The sequence below is a fragment of the Streptomyces sp. NPDC020807 genome, from assembly GCF_040641575.1.
GTDB lineage: Bacteria > Actinomycetota > Actinomycetes > Streptomycetales > Streptomycetaceae > Streptomyces.
In genome coordinates this window covers 68,929-86,695 of record NZ_JBFADU010000014.1, presented here as the reverse complement: position 1 = coordinate 86,695, position 17,767 = coordinate 68,929, and the positions used below count along the sequence as shown (strand labels likewise).

General features: G+C 73.8%; 14 protein-coding genes. 9 read left to right on the top strand and 5 right to left on the bottom strand.

Features of this window, described 5'->3' with window-relative positions; translation table 11 throughout:
• Positions 1-2 precede the first annotated feature (2 nt).
• Positions 3-551: a DUF6190 family protein gene (locus AB0G79_RS21015; RefSeq protein WP_360808536.1), complete on the bottom strand. Its 549-nt coding sequence runs from the start codon at positions 549-551 to the stop codon at positions 3-5.
• Positions 541-1,725, bottom strand: a complete 1,185-nt coding sequence (locus AB0G79_RS21010; RefSeq protein ID WP_360808534.1) for a pyridoxal phosphate-dependent aminotransferase — start codon at positions 1,723-1,725, stop codon at positions 541-543. Before AB0G79_RS21010 ends, AB0G79_RS21015 begins: the two co-directional genes overlap by 11 nt.
• 554 nt (positions 1,726-2,279) lie before the next feature.
• Here AB0G79_RS21010 and AB0G79_RS21005 point away from each other — a divergent pair.
• Entirely contained in the window at positions 2,280-2,879 is a 600-nt protein-coding gene (locus tag AB0G79_RS21005; protein ID WP_360808532.1) for a helix-turn-helix domain-containing protein, read from the top strand.
• Between the two features lie 180 nt (positions 2,880-3,059).
• Here the strand turns inward: AB0G79_RS21005 and AB0G79_RS21000 are convergent, their stop codons facing one another.
• Both AB0G79_RS21000 and AB0G79_RS20995 read right to left on the bottom strand, forming a co-directional pair.
• The gene (locus AB0G79_RS21000; RefSeq protein WP_360808530.1) at positions 3,060-3,629 is read right to left on the bottom strand and encodes a YceI family protein; all 570 of its coding nucleotides are present in this window, start codon (positions 3,627-3,629) and stop codon (positions 3,060-3,062) included.
• Between the two features lie 38 nt (positions 3,630-3,667).
• The gene (locus tag AB0G79_RS20995) at positions 3,668-3,997 is read right to left on the bottom strand and encodes a rhodanese-like domain-containing protein (RefSeq protein ID WP_360808528.1); all 330 of its coding nucleotides are present in this window, start codon (positions 3,995-3,997) and stop codon (positions 3,668-3,670) included.
• 91 nt (positions 3,998-4,088) lie between these two features.
• Between AB0G79_RS20995 and AB0G79_RS20990 the strand changes: the two genes are divergently transcribed.
• From AB0G79_RS20990 to AB0G79_RS20975, 4 genes are all read left to right on the top strand, one after another.
• The gene (locus tag AB0G79_RS20990) at positions 4,089-4,544 is read left to right on the top strand and encodes a MarR family transcriptional regulator (RefSeq protein ID WP_360808526.1); all 456 of its coding nucleotides are present in this window, start codon (positions 4,089-4,091) and stop codon (positions 4,542-4,544) included.
• Positions 4,545-4,686: 142 nt separating this feature from the next.
• Positions 4,687-5,769, top strand: a complete 1,083-nt coding sequence (gene corA, locus AB0G79_RS20985; RefSeq protein WP_360808679.1) for a magnesium/cobalt transporter CorA — start codon at positions 4,687-4,689, stop codon at positions 5,767-5,769.
• Between the two features lie 98 nt (positions 5,770-5,867).
• On the top strand, positions 5,868-6,359 hold the full coding sequence (locus AB0G79_RS20980) for an Lrp/AsnC family transcriptional regulator (protein ID WP_360808524.1): 492 nt from the start codon (positions 5,868-5,870) through the stop codon (positions 6,357-6,359).
• Between the two features lie 103 nt (positions 6,360-6,462).
• Entirely contained in the window at positions 6,463-7,089 is a 627-nt protein-coding gene (locus tag AB0G79_RS20975; protein ID WP_360808522.1) for a DinB family protein, read from the top strand.
• A gap of 16 nt (positions 7,090-7,105) precedes the next feature.
• Here AB0G79_RS20975 and AB0G79_RS20970 read toward each other — a convergent pair whose 3' ends face one another.
• Positions 7,106-9,193, bottom strand: coding sequence for a SpoIIE family protein phosphatase (locus AB0G79_RS20970; RefSeq protein ID WP_360808520.1), 2,088 nt, complete (start codon positions 9,191-9,193; stop codon positions 7,106-7,108).
• A 418-nt stretch (positions 9,194-9,611) separates the two neighbouring features.
• Between AB0G79_RS20970 and AB0G79_RS20965 the strand changes: the two genes are divergently transcribed.
• Genes AB0G79_RS20965 through AB0G79_RS20950 form a run of 4 tightly spaced genes read left to right on the top strand, consistent with a single transcriptional unit; the run spans position 9,612 to position 17,764 of the window.
• Positions 9,612-11,303, top strand: coding sequence for an FAD-dependent monooxygenase (locus AB0G79_RS20965; protein ID WP_360808518.1), 1,692 nt, complete (start codon positions 9,612-9,614; stop codon positions 11,301-11,303).
• 59 nt (positions 11,304-11,362) lie between these two features.
• Positions 11,363-12,868, top strand: a complete 1,506-nt coding sequence (locus AB0G79_RS20960; RefSeq protein WP_360808516.1) for an NAD(P)/FAD-dependent oxidoreductase — start codon at positions 11,363-11,365, stop codon at positions 12,866-12,868.
• Positions 12,865-16,131 carry a ferritin-like domain-containing protein gene (locus AB0G79_RS20955; protein WP_360808514.1) on the top strand — a complete coding sequence of 1,089 codons (3,267 nt, stop codon included), beginning with the start codon at positions 12,865-12,867 and terminating at the stop codon, positions 16,129-16,131. The genes AB0G79_RS20960 and AB0G79_RS20955 overlap by 4 nt, the downstream gene beginning before the upstream one ends.
• A 4-nt stretch (positions 16,132-16,135) precedes the next feature.
• Positions 16,136-17,764, top strand: coding sequence for an FAD-dependent monooxygenase (locus tag AB0G79_RS20950; protein ID WP_360808512.1), 1,629 nt, complete (start codon positions 16,136-16,138; stop codon positions 17,762-17,764).
• Positions 17,765-17,767: the final 3 nt, after the last annotated feature.

Genomic DNA, 17,767 nt, shown 5'->3' with positions numbered 1-17,767 from the left:
TCTCAGGCTCCCTCGGGTACGGCCCCGGTCACGACCGGGGGCAGGCGCAGGGCGAGCGACGCGGTGTAGAGCCGCTCCAGCGGCTCGGGGAAGGCGGGCTCCGGCTCGCCGACGGGCGGGGCGGGCACGCCCCGGACCGGCAGCCCCGGGAAGGCGGCCGCCCGGGGGCGGACGGTGTGGAGGAGTCCCTTGCGGTTGATCACCTGGCCGAGCACGAGACGGTCGGTGAAGGTCAGGTGCGCGGGGACGGCGGAGTCGGCGGAGTCGTCGAGGGCGAGCCGGACGTCGGCCGGGTCGTAGGGCTCCCGGCTGATCTCCATGACCGTGTGGAGCACGTCCATGAACGGGTAGTAGGCGTCCTGGAGTTCGCGCGAGTAGCCCCAGATGACGTCGTCGCAGCGGCCCACCTGTTCGAGGCTCATCACGACGCGCCCGTCGAGGCGCTGGACGAAGAACGCCTTGGCGGCGAGACGGACGGACTCGTCGGCGCTGTGCATGCCGAGGAAGAGGGCCGCGTCGATGAAGCCGCCGTCGAGATCGTCAGCGGGCATACCGGTCGAGCACCTCCCGCAGCCGCTTCATGGCTCCGGCGAACATCTCGGGCTCGCGGGCGAGCGCCATGCGGACGAACGGCTCGCCGCGGCCGGGCTGGCTCCAGTAGAAGAACCGTCCCGGGAGGACGTACACGCCGACCTCGCGCAGCTCGGCCTGGAGTTCGGTGGCGGTCAGCTCGGGGTGGTCGATCCTGGCCCAGGCGACGCTGGTCTTCGCCAGCGGCTCCTGGTACTCGAGGATCGTCCCCTGGAGGGCCTCCTTCACGGCGGCCCGGTTGACGTCGAGGACGTCACGGACGGAGGCGAGGCTGTCGGCCTCGGAGTTCTCCACGTACTGGGTGAGCATGTTGAGCACGAACGGCGAGACGTTGAGCAGGACGCTCGTGTGGAGGTTGTAGACCTCCTCCTTGATGTCGTCGCTCGCCGTGAGCATGGCCGCCTTGGCGTCCTGGACCGGCCACGTCTTGCCGGTGTCCTCGATCGCCAGGTAGCGGACGCCGGACTCCTCCAGCAGTTCGTATACGTCGAACCGGGCGAGCTCGGGGTCGTACAGGGTGAAGGAGGCGAAGCAGAAGTCGATGATCAGGAGCTTGTTGTGGTCCTTGCAGAACCGGACGACCTCCTCGAAGCCCTTGCGCCCGGAGTGCATCAGGCTGAACCCGGTGGGGTTGTTCGGGTCGACGAGGAAGAGCGCGTCGGTGCGGACCCGGCGCTTGAGCTCGGCGTAGATCCGGTCGGGGTCGTGGAGCGCGGACTCCTCGACCGGGTAAAGCGGGACGCCCATGTTCGACAGGACGTCGTGGAGGTTGTCGAAGCAGGGCTCGACGAGGGTGACGGCCATGCGCTGCCGCTTGAGGTACATCGCGACGACCATGGTCGAGATGGAGGCGGCGTACGAGAGCAGCGTCTTCTTCTTGGCCAGGGCGGTGGGCTGGCGGTGGAGGCGGAAGAACGCCTCGATGAACCGCTGCTCGTAGGTGGCCTGGAGGCCTTCCTCCGCCTCGTACCAGAGCTCGGGCAGCCGGGCGACGATCTCGTGCTGGGCCGCGGACTGACGCTGGTGGGTGTGGGCGTCGGCGAGGTTGAACTCGGTCAGCAGGGCCTGGATCTCGTGCTGGGTGAGGTCGAGGAGCGCCTGGTTGTGCAGGGTGGTGCCGGCGTGCGCGGTCATGCTTCCTCCATGCGTACGGCATTTGGGTGAGCGCGTGCGGGCGTGCCAGCGTGACGTCGTGCGCCACGAAGCTGCGCGTGTGCCACGGTGCTGTCCGTGTGCCGGCGGGGCGGGCGCCGCGGGTGCGGGGGCGCCGGGCGGGCACACGAAGGTCCGCCTCAGGGAGGCGGCGGCTAGGGGAACACCCCTACAGGAGGAGACCGAGAGACCCGTCGTCGGTTGCGACGCGACATCGGAAACAGGTTCCAGACATGTATCTCCCCCGTAAACGGACTGCGGTCCGATTGGGGGCGACTCTGCCACATCGCGCGGCGAGCGGACAAGCGATCCGGGGCCGGGGCGCGTCGCGGCCGCGCGGAGGTCGGCGGTAGGCCAACCTCCGGTCCTGCAGGGGTTGTTGGAGCGCCACGCGCCGTCGGCCGGACCGTCGTCGGCGCGCGGATCACCGATGCGCGGCACGCGGGCGAACTGTGGCCGTAAACTGCCGGAACGCCACCCCGGCCCCCACCCGGGATCCCCCGCGGAGCGAGATGCGAGAGGCCCAGGTGCAGCACGTGCGACCCGACCTTGCCGCCGTCCCCGTCGAGCCGGGAGCGGAGCGGTCGGACGCCGCCCGCAACCGGCTGCGCATCCTCGTCGCGGCCCAGTCCCTTTTCGACCGGTACGGCGTGGAGGGCGTGTCGATGGACCGCGTCGCCACCGAGGCGGGCGTCGGCAAGGGCACGCTGTTCCGCCGGTTCGGGAGCAAGGCGGGGCTCGCCGCCGCCCTGCTCGACGCCCAGGACAGCCGGCTCCAGGAGCGCATCCTCTTCGGACCGCCGCCCCTGGGCCCCGACGCCCCGGCGGCCGAGCGGATCCTCGCCTTCTTCGACGCGTACCTGGACCTCCTGGACGACAACCTGGAGCTCCTGCGGCTGTCCGAGACGGCCGCGCCGGGAGCCCGGTACCGGATCGGCTCCTACGGCTTCTGGCGCGTCCACCTGGCCATGCTGCTGCGCGAAGCGTGTCCGGATGTCGACGCCGACCTCGCGGCCCACCTGCTGCTCGCGCCGCTCGACTCCGACCTCCAGCACGCGCTGCGCCAGGGCGAGTTCACGGTGGACCGGATCCGGGACGGCGTGCTCGCCCTGGTGCGGCGCGTCGTCGGCGCCTGACCCCCCTCGACCCCCTCGCCTCCCTCGCCCCCTCCCCCTCGCCTCCCTCGCCCCTCCCCCTCGCCCCCCTCGGGCGCGGCGCGGTCGTTCGGGCGCCCAGGGTCCCGGGTGCGCGGACACGCCGAAGGAACCCCGGCGCGGGTACCGACGCGCCGGGGTCCTTCGCCGAGGCGCTCCGGGTCAGCCCTCCCGGATCGCCTCGAAGTCGAGGGACAGCTCGATCTCCTTCGAGACCAGGATGCCGCCGGACTCCAGGACCATGTTCCAGGTCAGGCCCCAGTCCTCACGGTTGACCTTGCCGTGGGCGGAGAAGACCACGCGGTCGTTGCCCCACGGGTCGCGCGCGTAGCCGACGTAGTCCACCGCGAGCGTCACCGGGTGGGAGACGTCCTTGATGGTGAGGTCGCCGACGAGCGTGCCGGTCTTGCCGTCCCAGGTCACCGAGGTGGACTCGAAGGTGGCCTTCGGGTACTTCTCGACGTCGAAGAGGTCCGCCGAGCGCAGGTGGTCGTCGCGGGTCGTGTCGCCGCTCTCCACGCTGGCCACGTCGATGACCGCGGTGACCTTGCTGTCCTCGGGGCGCTCGCCGACGACCAGCGTGGCGTCGACGCCGGTGAACCGGCCGCGGACCTTGGTGAGCATGAAGTGGCGGCCGACGAAGCCGACCTCGGCGTGGCCGGGGTCGATCTTCCAGGTGCCGGCGGAGGGAAGCTCGACGCCGTCGACGGTACGAGTCGGTGCGGTGGTCATGTTCGTACGCTCCTTGTCGATCTCTCGATCAGGCTTGGTCAGACACCGGACTCGACGGGAAGACCCGCCTCGACCCAGTCGGACTTGCCGTCGTAGTACTCGAAGACGTTGGTGTAACCGAGCTCGACCAGGCGCTCGGCGGCGATGCCGGAGTTGGGGCACGGGCCGTCGGAGCAGTAGACCGCGACCTGGGCGTCCTTGTTGGGCAGGAGGGACGGGGCGAGCTCGTCCACCTGGTCGTGCGGGAGGTTGAGCGCTCCGGGCAGGTGCTTGTCGTTGTAGTACGAGGCGGGCAGCGCCTCGACGACGGTGACGACCTTCTCGTCGATCTTCTTCTTCAGCTCGTCCCGGGTGATGCGCTGAGCCATGGTGGAGCCCTTCTGGAGAAACGAAATAGTCCGTGCGTCTGCACACACCTTAGTAGGTTCGTGCGTGCGCACACAAGCTATACTGGGAGGCGTGAGCAAAGGTGAGTACCGAATCGAGGCATGGCGAGCGCTGCTGCTCGCCCACAACGCCGCCGTGCGCGCCATCGAGACCGATGTGCAGCGCAACGGGCGGGTGCCGCTGACCTGGTACGACGTGCTCCTGGAGCTGCGCGGTGCCGGCGAGCAGGGGCTGCGCATGCAGGAGGTCGCCCAGCGGGTGGTGCTCAGCCGTACGCGGGTGAGCCGGCTGGTCGACGAGATGGCGCGGGCCGACCTGGTGACCAAGCGCCCCGACCTCACGGACAAGCGCGTCACCTGGGCGGTCATCACCGACGAGGGCCGATCCGCGCTGCGCGCGACGGCCCCGGCCTACATGCGCGGCATCCAGGAGCACTTCGCCCGGCACCTCACGGACGAGGAGGCCGCCGTGATCACGACGGCGCTGCTCCGGGTGGCCCGGGCGGGCGAGGACATCCAGCTGGGCTGACGTCGGCGTCCGGCCGGACCGCCGGCCCCGGACGGTCCGACGCCCCGGGCGGGGCCGCGCCTCCCCGTCGAGGACCCTCGCGGAGGCGTCGGCGGCGGTGGCAGACTGGCTCGTCGACCCGCCGAAGGAGCACGTCGTGTCCATGATCCAGCGCCTGCGCAGGGCCGTACGCCTGACCTACCGTCGCGCCGTCGACCTCAGCCACCCCGCCCGCTCGCCGCTCGGCAGCGCGGTCGTGAACTGCGTGGTGTACGTGGACGGGGTGCGGCGCAGCGGTCGCGGGCCGGCCGAGGAGGCGCTGCGCCGGGTCCGGAAGGCGGGTGACGGGTTCGTCTGGATCGGCCTGCACGAGCCGGACGAGAAGGAGTTCACCGTGCTCGCGGAGCTCTTCGGCCTGCACCCGCTGGCCGTCGAGGACGCGGTCAACGCGCATCAGCGGCCGAAGGTGGAGCAGTACGACGGCGTGCTCTTCGCCGTCCTCAAGACCGTGCGCTACGTGGAGCACGAGGAGCTCACCGCCACCAGCGAGGTGGTGGACACGGGCGAGCTGATGGCCTTCGTCGGCCCGGACTTCGTCATCACGGTCCGGCACGGCGGGCACGGCTCGCTCGGCCCGCTGCGCGAGGCCCTGGAGGAGATGCCCGAGCAGCTCGCCAAGGGCCCCTCCGCCGTGCTGCACGCGATGGCCGACCACGTCGTGGACGACTACCTCGCCGTCGCCGACGCCGTCCAGAGCGACCTGGACGCCATCGAGAGCGCCGTCTTCTCCGAGCATGCGGAGCGCGGGGACGCCGGCCGGATCTACCAGCTGAAGCGCGAGCTCCTGGAGCTGAGGCGCGCCGTGACCCCGCTCGGCCGGCCGCTCCAGCTCCTCGCGACCCAGCCGATGCCCCTGGTCGACCCGGACATCAGGGCGTACTTCCGCGACGTCGCCGACCACCTCGCCCGGGTCACCGAGCAGGTCACCGCCTTCGACGCGCTGCTCGACTCGATCCTCCAGGCCCATCTGGCACAGGTGACCGTCGCCCAGAACGAGGACATGCGCAAGATCACCGCCTGGGCGGCGATCGTGGCCGTCCCGACGATGGTGTGCGGGGTGTACGGCATGAACTTCGAGCACATGCCGGAGCTGCGCTGGACGTACGGGTACCCGCTGGTCCTGGGGGTGATGGCGGTGGCCTGCGTGGTCATCCACCGGGGCTTCCGGCGCAACGGCTGGCTCTGAGGCCGGCCCGCCGCTCCCTGGGTAGAGTCGTCGGTGGCGGACAACCGGAACCAGCGGTACCGCCCCGGTGGCACAGGAGCGAAGGAGGCCGGTCGGCCATGGCCGTGGACGCACTCGACACCCGCATCCTGCGGCTCCTCATCGAGCAGCCCCGGACGAGCGTGCGGGAGTACGCGCGCATCCTCGGCGTGGCGCGCGGCACCGTCCAGGCGCGGATCGACCGGCTGGAGCGCGACGGCGTGATCACGTCGACGGGTCCCGTCCTCTCCCCCGCCGCCCTCGGCCATCCGGTGCTGGCCTTCGTCCACGTCGAGGTGGTCCAGGGACACCTGGACGAGGTCGGCGACGCGCTCGCGGGCGTCCCGGAGATCGTCGAGGCCTTCTCGGTGACCGGCGGCGGGGACCTCCTGACCCGGGTGGTGGCCCGCGACGCGGGACATCTGGAGGACGTCATCCAGCGGCTGATCCAGCTTCCCGGCGTGGTCCGCACGCGGACCGAGATCGCGCTGCGGGAGCGTGTGGCACACCGGCTGCTGCCGCTGGTGGAGGCGGTGGGCCGGGGCCCGGCCGGTCGGCCATCCGCTCCCTGACGGCCTCTCAACGCCCCGACGGCGGCTGGAAATTCGGAGGCGTCCCCGACGGTCGCGTGGCAGGCTGCGGTCGCCCCGTCCCCTGACCCGCGAGGAGCGCCCGATGACCCTACCCGCCCGAATCGTCCCCCTGCTCGACCAGTTCGACTTCGCGCGGCAGCGGCTCACCGACCGGATGCGGGGGCCGGTGATGGACAGCGGGAACGGCACGGACGTCAAGGTCGGTCCGATGACCGACGACGAGTACTTCTGGGAGCCCGGGCCCGACTGCTGGTCCGTCCGCCGCCGCGCCGACGGCCCCGGGCCGCGCGCGACGCTGCTCGTGGGCGCGGGCGAGTGGGGTCGCGACTCGGCGGACGCGCCGCACCCGACCCCGCCGCCGTTCACCACGATCGCCTGGCGCCTGAACCACCTGAGCGAGATGTTCCTCGTACGCGCCGACCACACGAACGGCACCCGCTCCCTCACCCGCGACGACTTCGAGGCCGGCGGGAGCGCGGAGGCCGGGATCGCGGTCTTCGACGCCACCGCGACGGCCTGGCGGGAGGCGCTGCTCTCCGTGGACGACGCGGCGCTCGACACGGTCGGGTACTGCACGTACCCGCACGGCAGCGACCCGGAGAACCCGTTCTGGGAGATCGTCTGGTGGGTCAACCAGGAACTCCTGCACCACGGGGCCGAGATCGCGATGCTCCGCGACCTCCACCGGCTCCGGCGGGCCGGGGCCTGAGCCGTGCCGCTCGACGTCAGCCGTCGCCGTCGTCCGTACGCCGACGGGCGCGGGTACGGGCCATGAGCACCGCGACGTCGTCCTGCGCGGGCCCGTCGAGGAGCCGCGCGAGGACCTCGTCGCAGACGGTGCCGAGGGGCCGGTCGAGGCCCCGCAGCGCCCCGGCGATCTGCTCCATCCCCTCGTCGAGGTCCCGGTCGCGGGCCTCGATGAGGCCGTCCGTGTAGAGGACGAGCAGGCCGCCCTCGGGCAGGACGACCTCCTCCGTGCCGAAGTCGTGGACCCCGGTGCCGAGGGGGGTCCCGGGCGGGCCTTCGAGGAAGGTGATGGTGCCGTCCGGCAGGGCGACGGCCGGCGGCGGATGGCCGGCCCGGGCGATGACCCAGCGGCCGGTGGCCGGATCGTGCACCGCGTACACGCACGTCGCCATCTCGTCCTCGCCGAGGTCGGCGACGACGGCGTCGAGCGAGCTGAGCATCCGCGCCGGGTCGATGTCGTGCCGGGCCAGGGTCCGCACGGCGGTCCGGAGTTGGCCCATGACGGCCGCCGCGTGGATGCCGTGGCCCATGACGTCGCCGATGACGAGCCCCGTACGGCCGCCGGGGAGGGCGATCGCGTCGAACCAGTCGCCGCCCACGTCGTGGGCGCTCGCGGGGAGGTAACGGCCGGTCAGTTCGAGCCCGTCGACGTCGGGCAGCGCGTTGTTGGTGAGGCTGCGCTGGAGGGTGAGGGCGGCCTCGCGCTGGGTGGTGTAGAGGCGCGCGTTGTCGATGTTGAGGGCCGCCCGGGCGACGACCTCGTCGATGAGGACGAAGTCCTGCGCGTCGAAGGGCTCCCGGGTGCGCAGGCGCGTGACGGTGACCGCGCCGAGGACCTGGCCGCGGGCGACCAGCGGGACGAGCCGCGCCGAGCCGATCTTCGTGGCGAGGTAGGTGCGGAGGGCCTCCGTGCGCGGGTCGCGGAAGAGCTCGGGGAGGTCGGAGGAGCGGAGCATGGTGGGCTTGCCCCGGGCGACGACCCGCTCGTAGTCGGAGTCCGGCGGGAGCTGGAAGGTCTGGCCGGGGGCGAGGGCGGCCGTGGGGGCCCCCGGGTCGGGGAAGGTCGCGGCGAGCCGCCGCAGGACCCCGCGCGTGGAGGCGGCCGGGTCGTCCGGTTCGAGGACCGCTTCGAGCATCTGCACGTCGGCGGAGTCGGCGAGCTGCGGCACCAGGAAGTCGACCACCTCCTCGGCGGTCTGCTGGAGGTCGAGGGTGGTGCCGATCCTGGCGCCGGCCTCGGCGAGCAGGGCGAAGCGGTGCCGGGCCCGCTCCACCTCGATGTGCGCCTCCTGGCTCTCGGTGATGTCGACGAGGGAGGCGATGATGCCGAGCGGGCGCTCCTCGTTGCGGTCGATGAGCGGCGCGTACGAGCAGGACCAGATGTGGTCGCGGTCGGGGTCGGCGGGCGTGCGGCCGACGCGGCGGGCGTCGACGATGGCGGTGCCGTCGGCGAGGACCTGGTGCATCAGGGCTTCGAGGGCGTCGGCGTTCACGCCGGGGACGACCTCGGTGAGGAGGCGGCCGACGTGGGCGGCGGCCGGGACGCCGTTCATGCGGGCGAGGGCGTCGTTGACGCGGAGGAAACGCAGGTCGGGGCCGAGGAGGGCGAGGCCGATGGGCGACTGCGCGAAGAGGCTGTCCATCGCCGCGAGGTTCTCGCGCATGCGCAGGACCTCGGAGGTCTCCACGGCGATGAGCATGGCGCCGGGGCGCCCCCGCGGGTCCGCGGCGGGCACGATCCACATCTCCATGGCGACCGTGTGGCCGTCGCGGTGGCGGACGGGGAGCGTGCCGACCATCGTCTCGCCGTTCTGGACGCGCTCGGTGAGCCGGTCGGCGAGCTCGCGGTTGGCGTCGGGGACGAGCAGCGGTGTGGCGAGGAGTCCGAGGACGTGTTCGGGCCGGTGGCCCAGGAGGTCCTGGGCGGCGAGGGACCATTCGACGATGCGCCCGTCGGCGTCCTCGCGCCAGAGGGCGATCGGCAGGAGCTCACGGAGCACGCTGGCGTCGCCGACGGCCGCTCGGGGCGGCTGCGGAACCCTGCTCGACGACTGATGAGTGTCCAACGCAGCCCTACGCATCGTCCTGCCCCGGCGGGGCGCATTCCCTAACGAATCACCCTAGCCGAGAGGGTCACGACGGGCTCTGCGTGGGGGGCCGTTCGGTGCGCACGCGCACATTCCCGTTCGCCGTGTCCAGAACTCGCCAGTCTCGGGGGGCGGAAGATCACCCGTGGGACGGGACGGAACGTCCGCTCCGGGCCACGTCCGCTCCCGAGCGCGTGGTTTCGGCCACGGAAACGTCCCGTCACGGCACGGACGGCCGAATTCCGATCTCGTCACCCAAACGGACGTCATGATGCACACGTCGTGATCGTCGCAGGTCGGAGTGATCCTCGCGCCCCTGTGCACGCCCTGTCGCCGACGATCTTCCGCCCGCACCCTGGACTCCTGGACTGCATGTGGAGAGCGGGGGGTGGTTCGGGTGGGGACGGACGAGGACACCGGGCACGGGACCGAAGACACCGGGCACGGGACCGGAGACACTGGGCACGGGACCGGGGACACCGGGCACGGCGACGGATACGGGCGCGAGGAAGCGCCGACGCCGGACGTGTGCGTCGTCGGGGCGGGGCCGGTGGGGCTCACCCTCGCCATCGCCCTGCGCCGGCTCGGCCTGCGGGTCCGGATCGTCGACAAGGCGCCCGCGACCAAACGCGAGGCGCGGGCCCTGGTGCTGTGGGCACGGGCCCGCGAGGCCCTCGACTCCCTCGGGGTCGGCGAGACCCTCACCCGGCACGGCGTGGAGCTGGAGACCGTGACGGTCCACGCCCGCGACCGCGACCTCGGCCAACTCACCACCGGCTGGGCCCGGTCGGCCCACGCCCGGCCCCTCAACATCGAGCAGCACGACATCGAGCGCCTCCTCGCCGAGGAGCTCGCCCGGCTCGGCACCCGGGTGGAGTGGAACACCGAGGTGACCGACGTCAAAGTCCACGACGACCGCGCCGAGTTCACCCTGCGGCACGAGGACGGCACGGCCGAGTCGGCCGTCGCCCCGTGGATCGTCGGCTGCGAGGGCACCGCGAGCGTGGTCAGGGACCGTCTCGGCATCCCCTTCGAGGGGCGCCGCCGCACGGGGCTCCAGGTCGTCCAGGGCAACGCCCACCCCACCTGGCGGATCAGCGAGGAGCCCGGCAGGGGCCACATCTTCCTGGCCCCGCACCGCTCCCTGCTGGTCTTCCCGCTGCCCGGCGGCGGGTTCCGCTTCTTCTGCTTCCGCGACGACCCCGACCCCGCGCTCACCGCCGCGCCCACCCTCGACGAGCTCCGCGACCTGGTCGCGGAGACCGCCCGGATGCCCGGTCTGCGGCTCGCCGCGACCGAGCGGGTCTGGCTGAACCGGGCCCGGTTCAGCGACCGGGTCGCCGCCCGGCTCCGCCACGGGCGCGGGCTGCTCGCCGGCGACGCGGCCCACGCCTGGGCCCCGGTCGGCGGCCACGGCATGAACGTCGGGGTGCTCGGCGCCCACAACCTCGCCTGGAAGCTGGCCGCCGTGCACCACGGGCAGGCGGGCGAGGCGCTCCTCGACACCTACAGCGACGAGCAGCGGCACATGGCCGTGCGGTACATCCGCGAGATGCGCTTCAACTTCATGGAGCTGCCGCTCCCGCCGCTGGGCTACCGGGCGTTCACCGCCACCGTGCCCTTCGCCCTCGCCCGGCGCGGCTTCCAGCGCCGTCTCGACCTCCGGCTGAGCGACCTCGGCCGGAACCACGCCGACAGCACGCTGTCCCGGCACCGGCCCGCCCGCCGCCGACGGCCGGGGCCGCGCGCCGGCGGGCGGATGCCCGACGTCGCCCTCGCCACCGGCGAAGGCCCCGCGGCCCTCCGGCTGCACACCCTGCTCGGGTACGACCGGTGGACGCTGGTCCTGCGCGCCGGGCGCGCCGGCCCCGGCGTGCTCGACGCCGTCCACGTGGCCTGCCAGGGGTTCCCCTCGCCGGTCCGCGTCCTGCCGGTGACCCCGTGGAACGAGGCCGAGGCCCGGCGGCTCGGCCACCCCGACGACCTGCTGCTCGTCCGGCCCGACGGCTACGTCGGCCTGGTCGCGCCGCTCGCCCGCACGTCCCTGCTCCGCTCCTACCTGGCGGCACTCGCCGCCGGTCCCGCCTGACCTCGGACGCACCGGGCACACCCGACACCACAGGCACCGATTCGAGGGGGATTCGGACCATGTCGCAGCAGCACCTTCCGCTCCGGGGACGGCGCCGCACCCGCGCCAACAGCACGGTGACCGTCGTGGGGGCCGGGATGGCCGGACTCGTCGCCGCGTACGAGCTGGAGCGGATCGGGTTCCGCGTCGAGGTCGTCGAGGGCAGCCGTCGCCTCGGGGGCCGGATCCGCACGCACCGCTTCGGGGCCGCCGAGGGCGCCCCGTTCGTGGAGCTCGGCGCCATGCGGATCCCGACCGCGCACCACCGCACCATGCGGTACGTCGAGCACCTCGGACTCGCCGACCAGGTGCGCCCGTTCACCACCCTGCTCTCCGAGGAGAACGCCTTCCTCGCGACCAGTGCCGGGCACGTGCGGCTCCGGGACGCGCCGCGCGCGCTGATCGCGGACGTCCGCGCCTCGCTGCCCGGCGCCGGGTACCGGGAGGAGACCGTGGTCTTCGGGGCGTGGCTGGCGGCCGTCGTCGACGCCGTCGCCCCGCCGTCGCTGCGCGCCGGGCTGCGGGCCGACCTGGCCCGTCACCTCCTCGGCCTGGTCGAGGACGTCGACGTGTCGCCGTACCTCGTCGGCCACGCCAAGGACCGGATCGACGTCCACGGACTGTTCGCCGCGCATCCGGGGATCCGGGCGGGCTGCGGGACCCGGCTGAACGGCTTCCTCGACGACATCCTGACCGAGACCAGCCCCCAACTGGTGCGGCTCGCCTGCGGGATGGACCAGCTGGTGCAGCGGCTGGCCGCGCGGGTCCGTGGGCCGATCTGGTTCGGGCAGCGGGTGACGGGCTTCGAGGTGGCCGCCGACCACGTGCTCGTGCGCTTCGGGGGCGGCCCCCGGGCGGCCGTGCGGCGCTGCGACTACGTGCTGTGCACCGTGCCGTTCCCCGTCCTGCGGCGCCTCAGCCTCACCGGCTTCGACGAGGACAAGCTCGCCGTGGTGCGGGAGGTCGTCTCCTGCCCGGCGACGAAGGTGGCGGTGCACTGCCGCGAGCCGTTCTGGGAGCGCGAGGGGATCCGGGGCGGTGCCTCGTTCAGCGGCGGCCGGATCCGGCAGACGTACTACCCGTCGGCCTCCGCCGGGCCGGCGGCGGACCCGGCCCAGGGCGCGGCGCTCCTCGCGAGCTACACGATCGGCGAGGACGCCGACCACCTCGGCCGGATGCCTCCCGCCGTGCGGCACCGGACGGTCGTCGAGGAGCTGGGACGGATGCATCCGCAGCTGCTGCGGCGCGGGATGGTCCGGGGCGTGGCCAGTCTCGCCTGGGGCGAGCATCCGTGGACGGAGGGCGGCTGCACGATCCGCTGGGGCCAGGACGCCGCCGCGGGCGAGGAGCAACGGCGGCGGGCCGTGCGGCCGCAGCGCCGGATGTTCTTCGCGGGTGAGCACTGCGCGACCGAGCCGGCGTGGATCGAGGGGGCGGTGGAGTCGGCGCTCGAAGCGGTGGACCTGATCGCGCGGCACGCCCCGAGCCGTGCCGTGGCACCGCGGGCCGGGCTGGAGGCGGCATGAGCGTCTTCGACCTGCCCCGGCTGTACTTCGGCGGCTCCGCCGTCACCCGCCTGCCCACCGGGCCGCGCGGCGGACTCGTCGACCTGGCCCGGAACACGGCCCTCCGGGGCGCGGCGGGCGGCACCGCGCGGCCGTCGCCCGTGGGCCCGTTCGGGGAGGACGGGCCCGCCGAGGCGTACCACGAGCACCTGGCGGAACAGGGGGCGCGCGGCGGGCACTTCTCCGGGAACGGCCACTTCCTCCTGGACGCCCGGGTGACCGGCGTCCAGCGGGTGGACGGGGGCGCGGTCGACAGGGACGACCCCGTCGTGGGGCGGGCCGTCGACCTGTGGGGGCACCACAACCCGTACCTGGGGACGACGGTGAACAGGGCGCGGGTCTTCGACGTCGATCCGGCGTCGGCGTGGACGGCGACGCTGATGGCCGGCCGGTTCGCGTTCGGGCGTGACGGGCGCTCGCACGACACGGGGTACGTGTGCGTCGGGGACGTCGGCGGGTTCATGGCGCCCCGCTGGCAGGGGTTCGCGCCCGTGCGCCGCGCCCTGCACCAGTTCGCGATCGGCGCGGGCGAGGGGCTCGACTGGCCGTCCGGTCCGACGGACTCCCCCGCCGTCCGCGCCCTGCGGGCGGCGGCCGAGGAGCTCGAAGGGGGCGGAATCCTCGTCCAGTTCACGCTGGAGCGGACGGCCGGGGACGCCTCGGGGAGTTCCCCGGGGGCAGCGGACTCCTCCGGTGTGGACGACGCTCCGGAGGTGTGGCGGCTGCGGGGGACGATCGCGCCCTGGCGGCCGGAGGAGCCGCGCACGTACCCGGCGGGACGGCTGCTCGTCCCGGGGCCGGCCCCGGACGCGCCGGGGCCCTGCGCCGTGCGGGTCTCCCCGGCCGGGGTGTCCTTCCACTGGCCGTACGGGCGGGGCGCCGCCGTCGGCGGGGAGGTGCGCACCGCCCGGTCGGGCGTGCCGGTGGCCGTGGTGCCGGCCGGTGCGGGCGCGGACGGCGAGGTCGTGACCGTGCCGGCGGCGTCGGAGGAGGGCGTGCGGCGGGCCGGGGTGGAGGGGCTCGTGCTGGTGCGTGCCGAGCACGGGGCAGCGGAGGACGGGGCGGCAGAGGACGGTGCCGGCGGTGCGGGCGGCGGGATCCTGCTCCGTGAGCGGGAGGAGGTCGTGGTCACCGACGAGGCCGCGCTGGTCCTGGAGCACCCGGACGCCGAGCGCGGGGACGAGTACGCGGTGGAGGTCCCCGTCCGCACCCTCGTGCGGGGTGTCCCGGCGCCGCTCGACACGGTCGTGGTGCGGCAGTTCCCCAACGCCCGTGCCCTCCCGCTCGATCCGGTCGCCTCGGCGCCGGAGGCCCGCTGCGGCGACCTGCGGATCGTCCGTCTCCGGGCGGGCCGGGTCGCCGGGGAGAAGCCCCGGGACGACGCCGGGACCGGGGGTCCGGCCTGGTGCCGCATCGCCACGGACGTGCGCGGGAGGGGCTGGTTCACCGTCTCCGGCGCACGGGCGGGCACCGCCCGGCTGCTGCTCGGCGCCGGTCCCGGGGAGCGTCCGCCGTACGACCCGGAGCTTCCGGGCTCCGCGGAGACCTGCTACGACCACGACGACGCCCTGGGCTTCTGGCCATGGGCCGGATCCGCCGACGTCCGCGTCCTGCCCGACGACTGGCACCTCGACGCCGTGCTCCAGCAGGACGTGACCTTCGAGCTGCTGCACCGCGAGGTGTTCGCGTACTACGAGCAGCTGTTCCCGTTCATGCGCGACGAGGTGTTCAGCCTGGCGGACCGCTGCAAGGTGGAGACGTACGCGAAGCTCGTCTGGCAGATGTGCGACCCGGCGAACAAGGACCGGACGTACTACATGCCCCCGACCCGTGACCTGTCCCTGCCCAGGGCCCGGCTGCTCCTGAAGTACCTGCGCGCGCGGGGCGCGGCCGCCGCCGTGCCCCCGGCGGCCGTCGCCTCGCCGGTCAGGTCGTACCCGCAGATCACCACGCGGGCCCAGCTGCGCGCCGCGCTCCGGCAGGCGGTCACGGTGGAGCTCGCCACCTCGCTCCAGTACCTGTACGCGGGGTACTCGGTGCCCACGCACGGCACCGGCTTCGGGTACGTGCGCAGCGGGGTGTGGACCCCGCGCCAGCTGCGGCTCGCCTGCGGGGACGGCGGGGAGACCCTGGCCAAGGGGGTGCGGGACAGACTCTTCGAGGTGGCCAGGGAGGAGATGACGCACTTCCTCGTCGTCAACAACATCCTGATGGCGATGGGCGAGCCGTTCCACGTCCCGGAGATCGACTTCGGCACCCCCGGACGGCTGCCGCTCCCCCTGGACTTCGCCCTGGAGCCGCTGCACCTCGGGAGCCTCCAGCGGTTCGTCGCCATCGAACGGCCGGAGCGGCTCGCGGGCGGGACCGGGGCCGCGGACGACACCGGGGCGGCGGACGGCACGGGGGCGGCGGACGGCGTCGCGAACCCGTTCGGGTCGCCGAGCGAGTTGTACGCGGGCATCCGCGAGGGCCTGACCCGGGTGCCGGAGCTGTTCCCGGTGGCGCGGGGCCGCGGCGGCGGCGAGCACCACCTCTTCGTCGGCGAGGCCGTCGACTCCGTCCATCCGGACTACCAGTTGGAGGTCGACGACCTGTCGAGCGCGCTGTTCGCCGTCGACTTCGTGACCGAGCAGGGCGAGGGAGGGATCCTCGACACGGAGCGAACCGGCTCGGAGTCCCATCACGAGACCTTCCTGCGCCTCTCCGAACTCCTCATGACCGAGCGCGCCGACGGGCCGCACGGCGAGGGCGCCCCGTGGCACCCGGCGTACCCGTCGCTGCGCAACCCGACGCTCGACCCCGGCCACCCGGGGCGTGCGGCCGTGCGCGATCCGCACGCACGGCAGGTCATGCGGCTCTTCAACCGCTGCTACTTCATGATGCTCCAGCTGATCGTGCAGCACTTCGGGGAGAGCCCGGACGCGAGTCTGCGCCGGTCGAAGCTGATGAACGCCGCCATCGACGTCATGACGGGGATGATGCGCCCGCTCGCCGAGCAGCTCATGCCCATGGCGTCGGGATGGCGGGGGCGGACGGCGGGGCCGTCCTTCGAACTGGAGGAGCCGCCCGCGTACATCGCGCGTCCCGACGTGGCGCGGCGCGGCTTCGCGATGCGGTTCCGGCATCTCGCGGCGATGGCCCGGGAGTGCGAGGGGGTGCCGGACCGGGTGCCGGAACTGATGGCGTGGTACGCGGAGTACTTCGCCCACGAGGGGAGGAGCTGAGGCGATGCCGGAGAACACCGGTGCCCGGAGGCCGGACCAGGAGACCGAGGTGCTCGTCGTGGGGGGCGGGCCCGTGGGACTGGCGCTCGGTCTCGATCTCGCCCACCGGGGCGTGGACTTCGTCCTGGCGGAGGCAGGGGACGGCAGGGTCGGGCACCCGAAGGTCTCGACCGTCGGGCCGCGTGCGATGGAGGCGTTCCGCCGCTGGGGCGTGGCGGACGCGATCCGGGACGCGGGCTGGCCGCCGGACCACACCCTCGACGTCACCTGGGTGACCGCCGTCGGCGAGCACGAGCTGCACCGGCTGCGGCTCGGGACGGCCGGCGGGCGCCCGCTGCCGTCGTACACGCCCGAGCCCGAGGCCGTCTGCCCGCAGCACTGGCTGGCGCCGCTGCTCACCGACCGCGTCGGGGCGGGCCCCGCGGGTCCGGTGCGCCTCGGCACCCGGCTCGTGGGCCTCACGCAGCGGCCGGACCGGGTGAGCGCGGTCCTCGTCGACGACGCGGGGTTACGGCGGACCGTGCACGCCCGGTTCCTCGTGGGCTGCGACGGGGCGTCCTCCACCGTGCGCGGGGCCTGCGGGATCGGGATGCCGGAGCGGCACGGGACCCGCTCCCTGCGCAACGTCCTCTTCAGGGCGCCCGGTCTCGCGGACCGTCTCGGGGCGCGCGCCGCGCTCGTCCACTTCCTCACGGACCCGACCGGCCTGCGCTATCCGCTGCGGGCGATCGACGGCCGCGACCTGTACCGGCTGACCTGCCCGGCCGGACCCGCCGAGGCCGCGCGGGTCGTCCGGCGGGCGGTGGCCGTGGACGTCCCGGTCGAGGTGCTGTCGGACGGGATCTGGCACCTGACGCACCGGGTGGCCTCGCGCTACCGAGCCGGGCGGGTCCTCCTCGCGGGCGACGCGGCGCACACGCTCTCGCCCTCGGGCGGTCTCGGCCTCGCGACGGGCATCGGCGACGCGGCCGACCTGGGGTGGAAGCTGGCGGCGGAGCTCGCCGGCTGGGGCGGCGCCGGGCTGCTCGACACGTACGAGGGCGAACGCCGGCCGGTCGCCGTCCGGAGCCTGGAGGAGAGCCACCGCAACCTGCGGCGGACCGTGGACCGCCGTCTGCGGGCGGCGCTGCGCGACGCCACCCCCGAGGGGGAACGGGCCCGTGCCGAACTGGCCCGGGAGATCGCGGACTCCGAGCCGCTCCGCGAGTTCGACGCGCCCGAGACGCACTTCGCGTACCGGTACGCGTCCCTGGCCGTGGCGGGCGAGACGGAGGGACCGCCGGACGGCGGCACGGAGGAGGTCGAGGGGCCCGCGTGGAACCGCACGACCCTGCCGGGGGTCCGGGCCCCGCACGCGTGGCTGGGGACCGGCCGGTCGACGCTCGACCTGTTCGGCGACGGCTTCGTCCTGCTGGCGTTCGGGGACACCGGCGTCCCGGAGGGCCTCGTCCGGGCCTTCGCCGGGCGCCGGGTGCCGCTGCGGGTGCGGCGCTGCCACGATCCGGAGGTGGCGCGACGGTACGAGCGGCCGCTGGTCCTCGTACGACCGGACGGCCACGTGGCGTGGCGCGGCACCGCTCCCCCGGGCGATCCGCAGCGCGTCGCGGACCTGGTGCGCGGGGCGGGCGGATGAGGA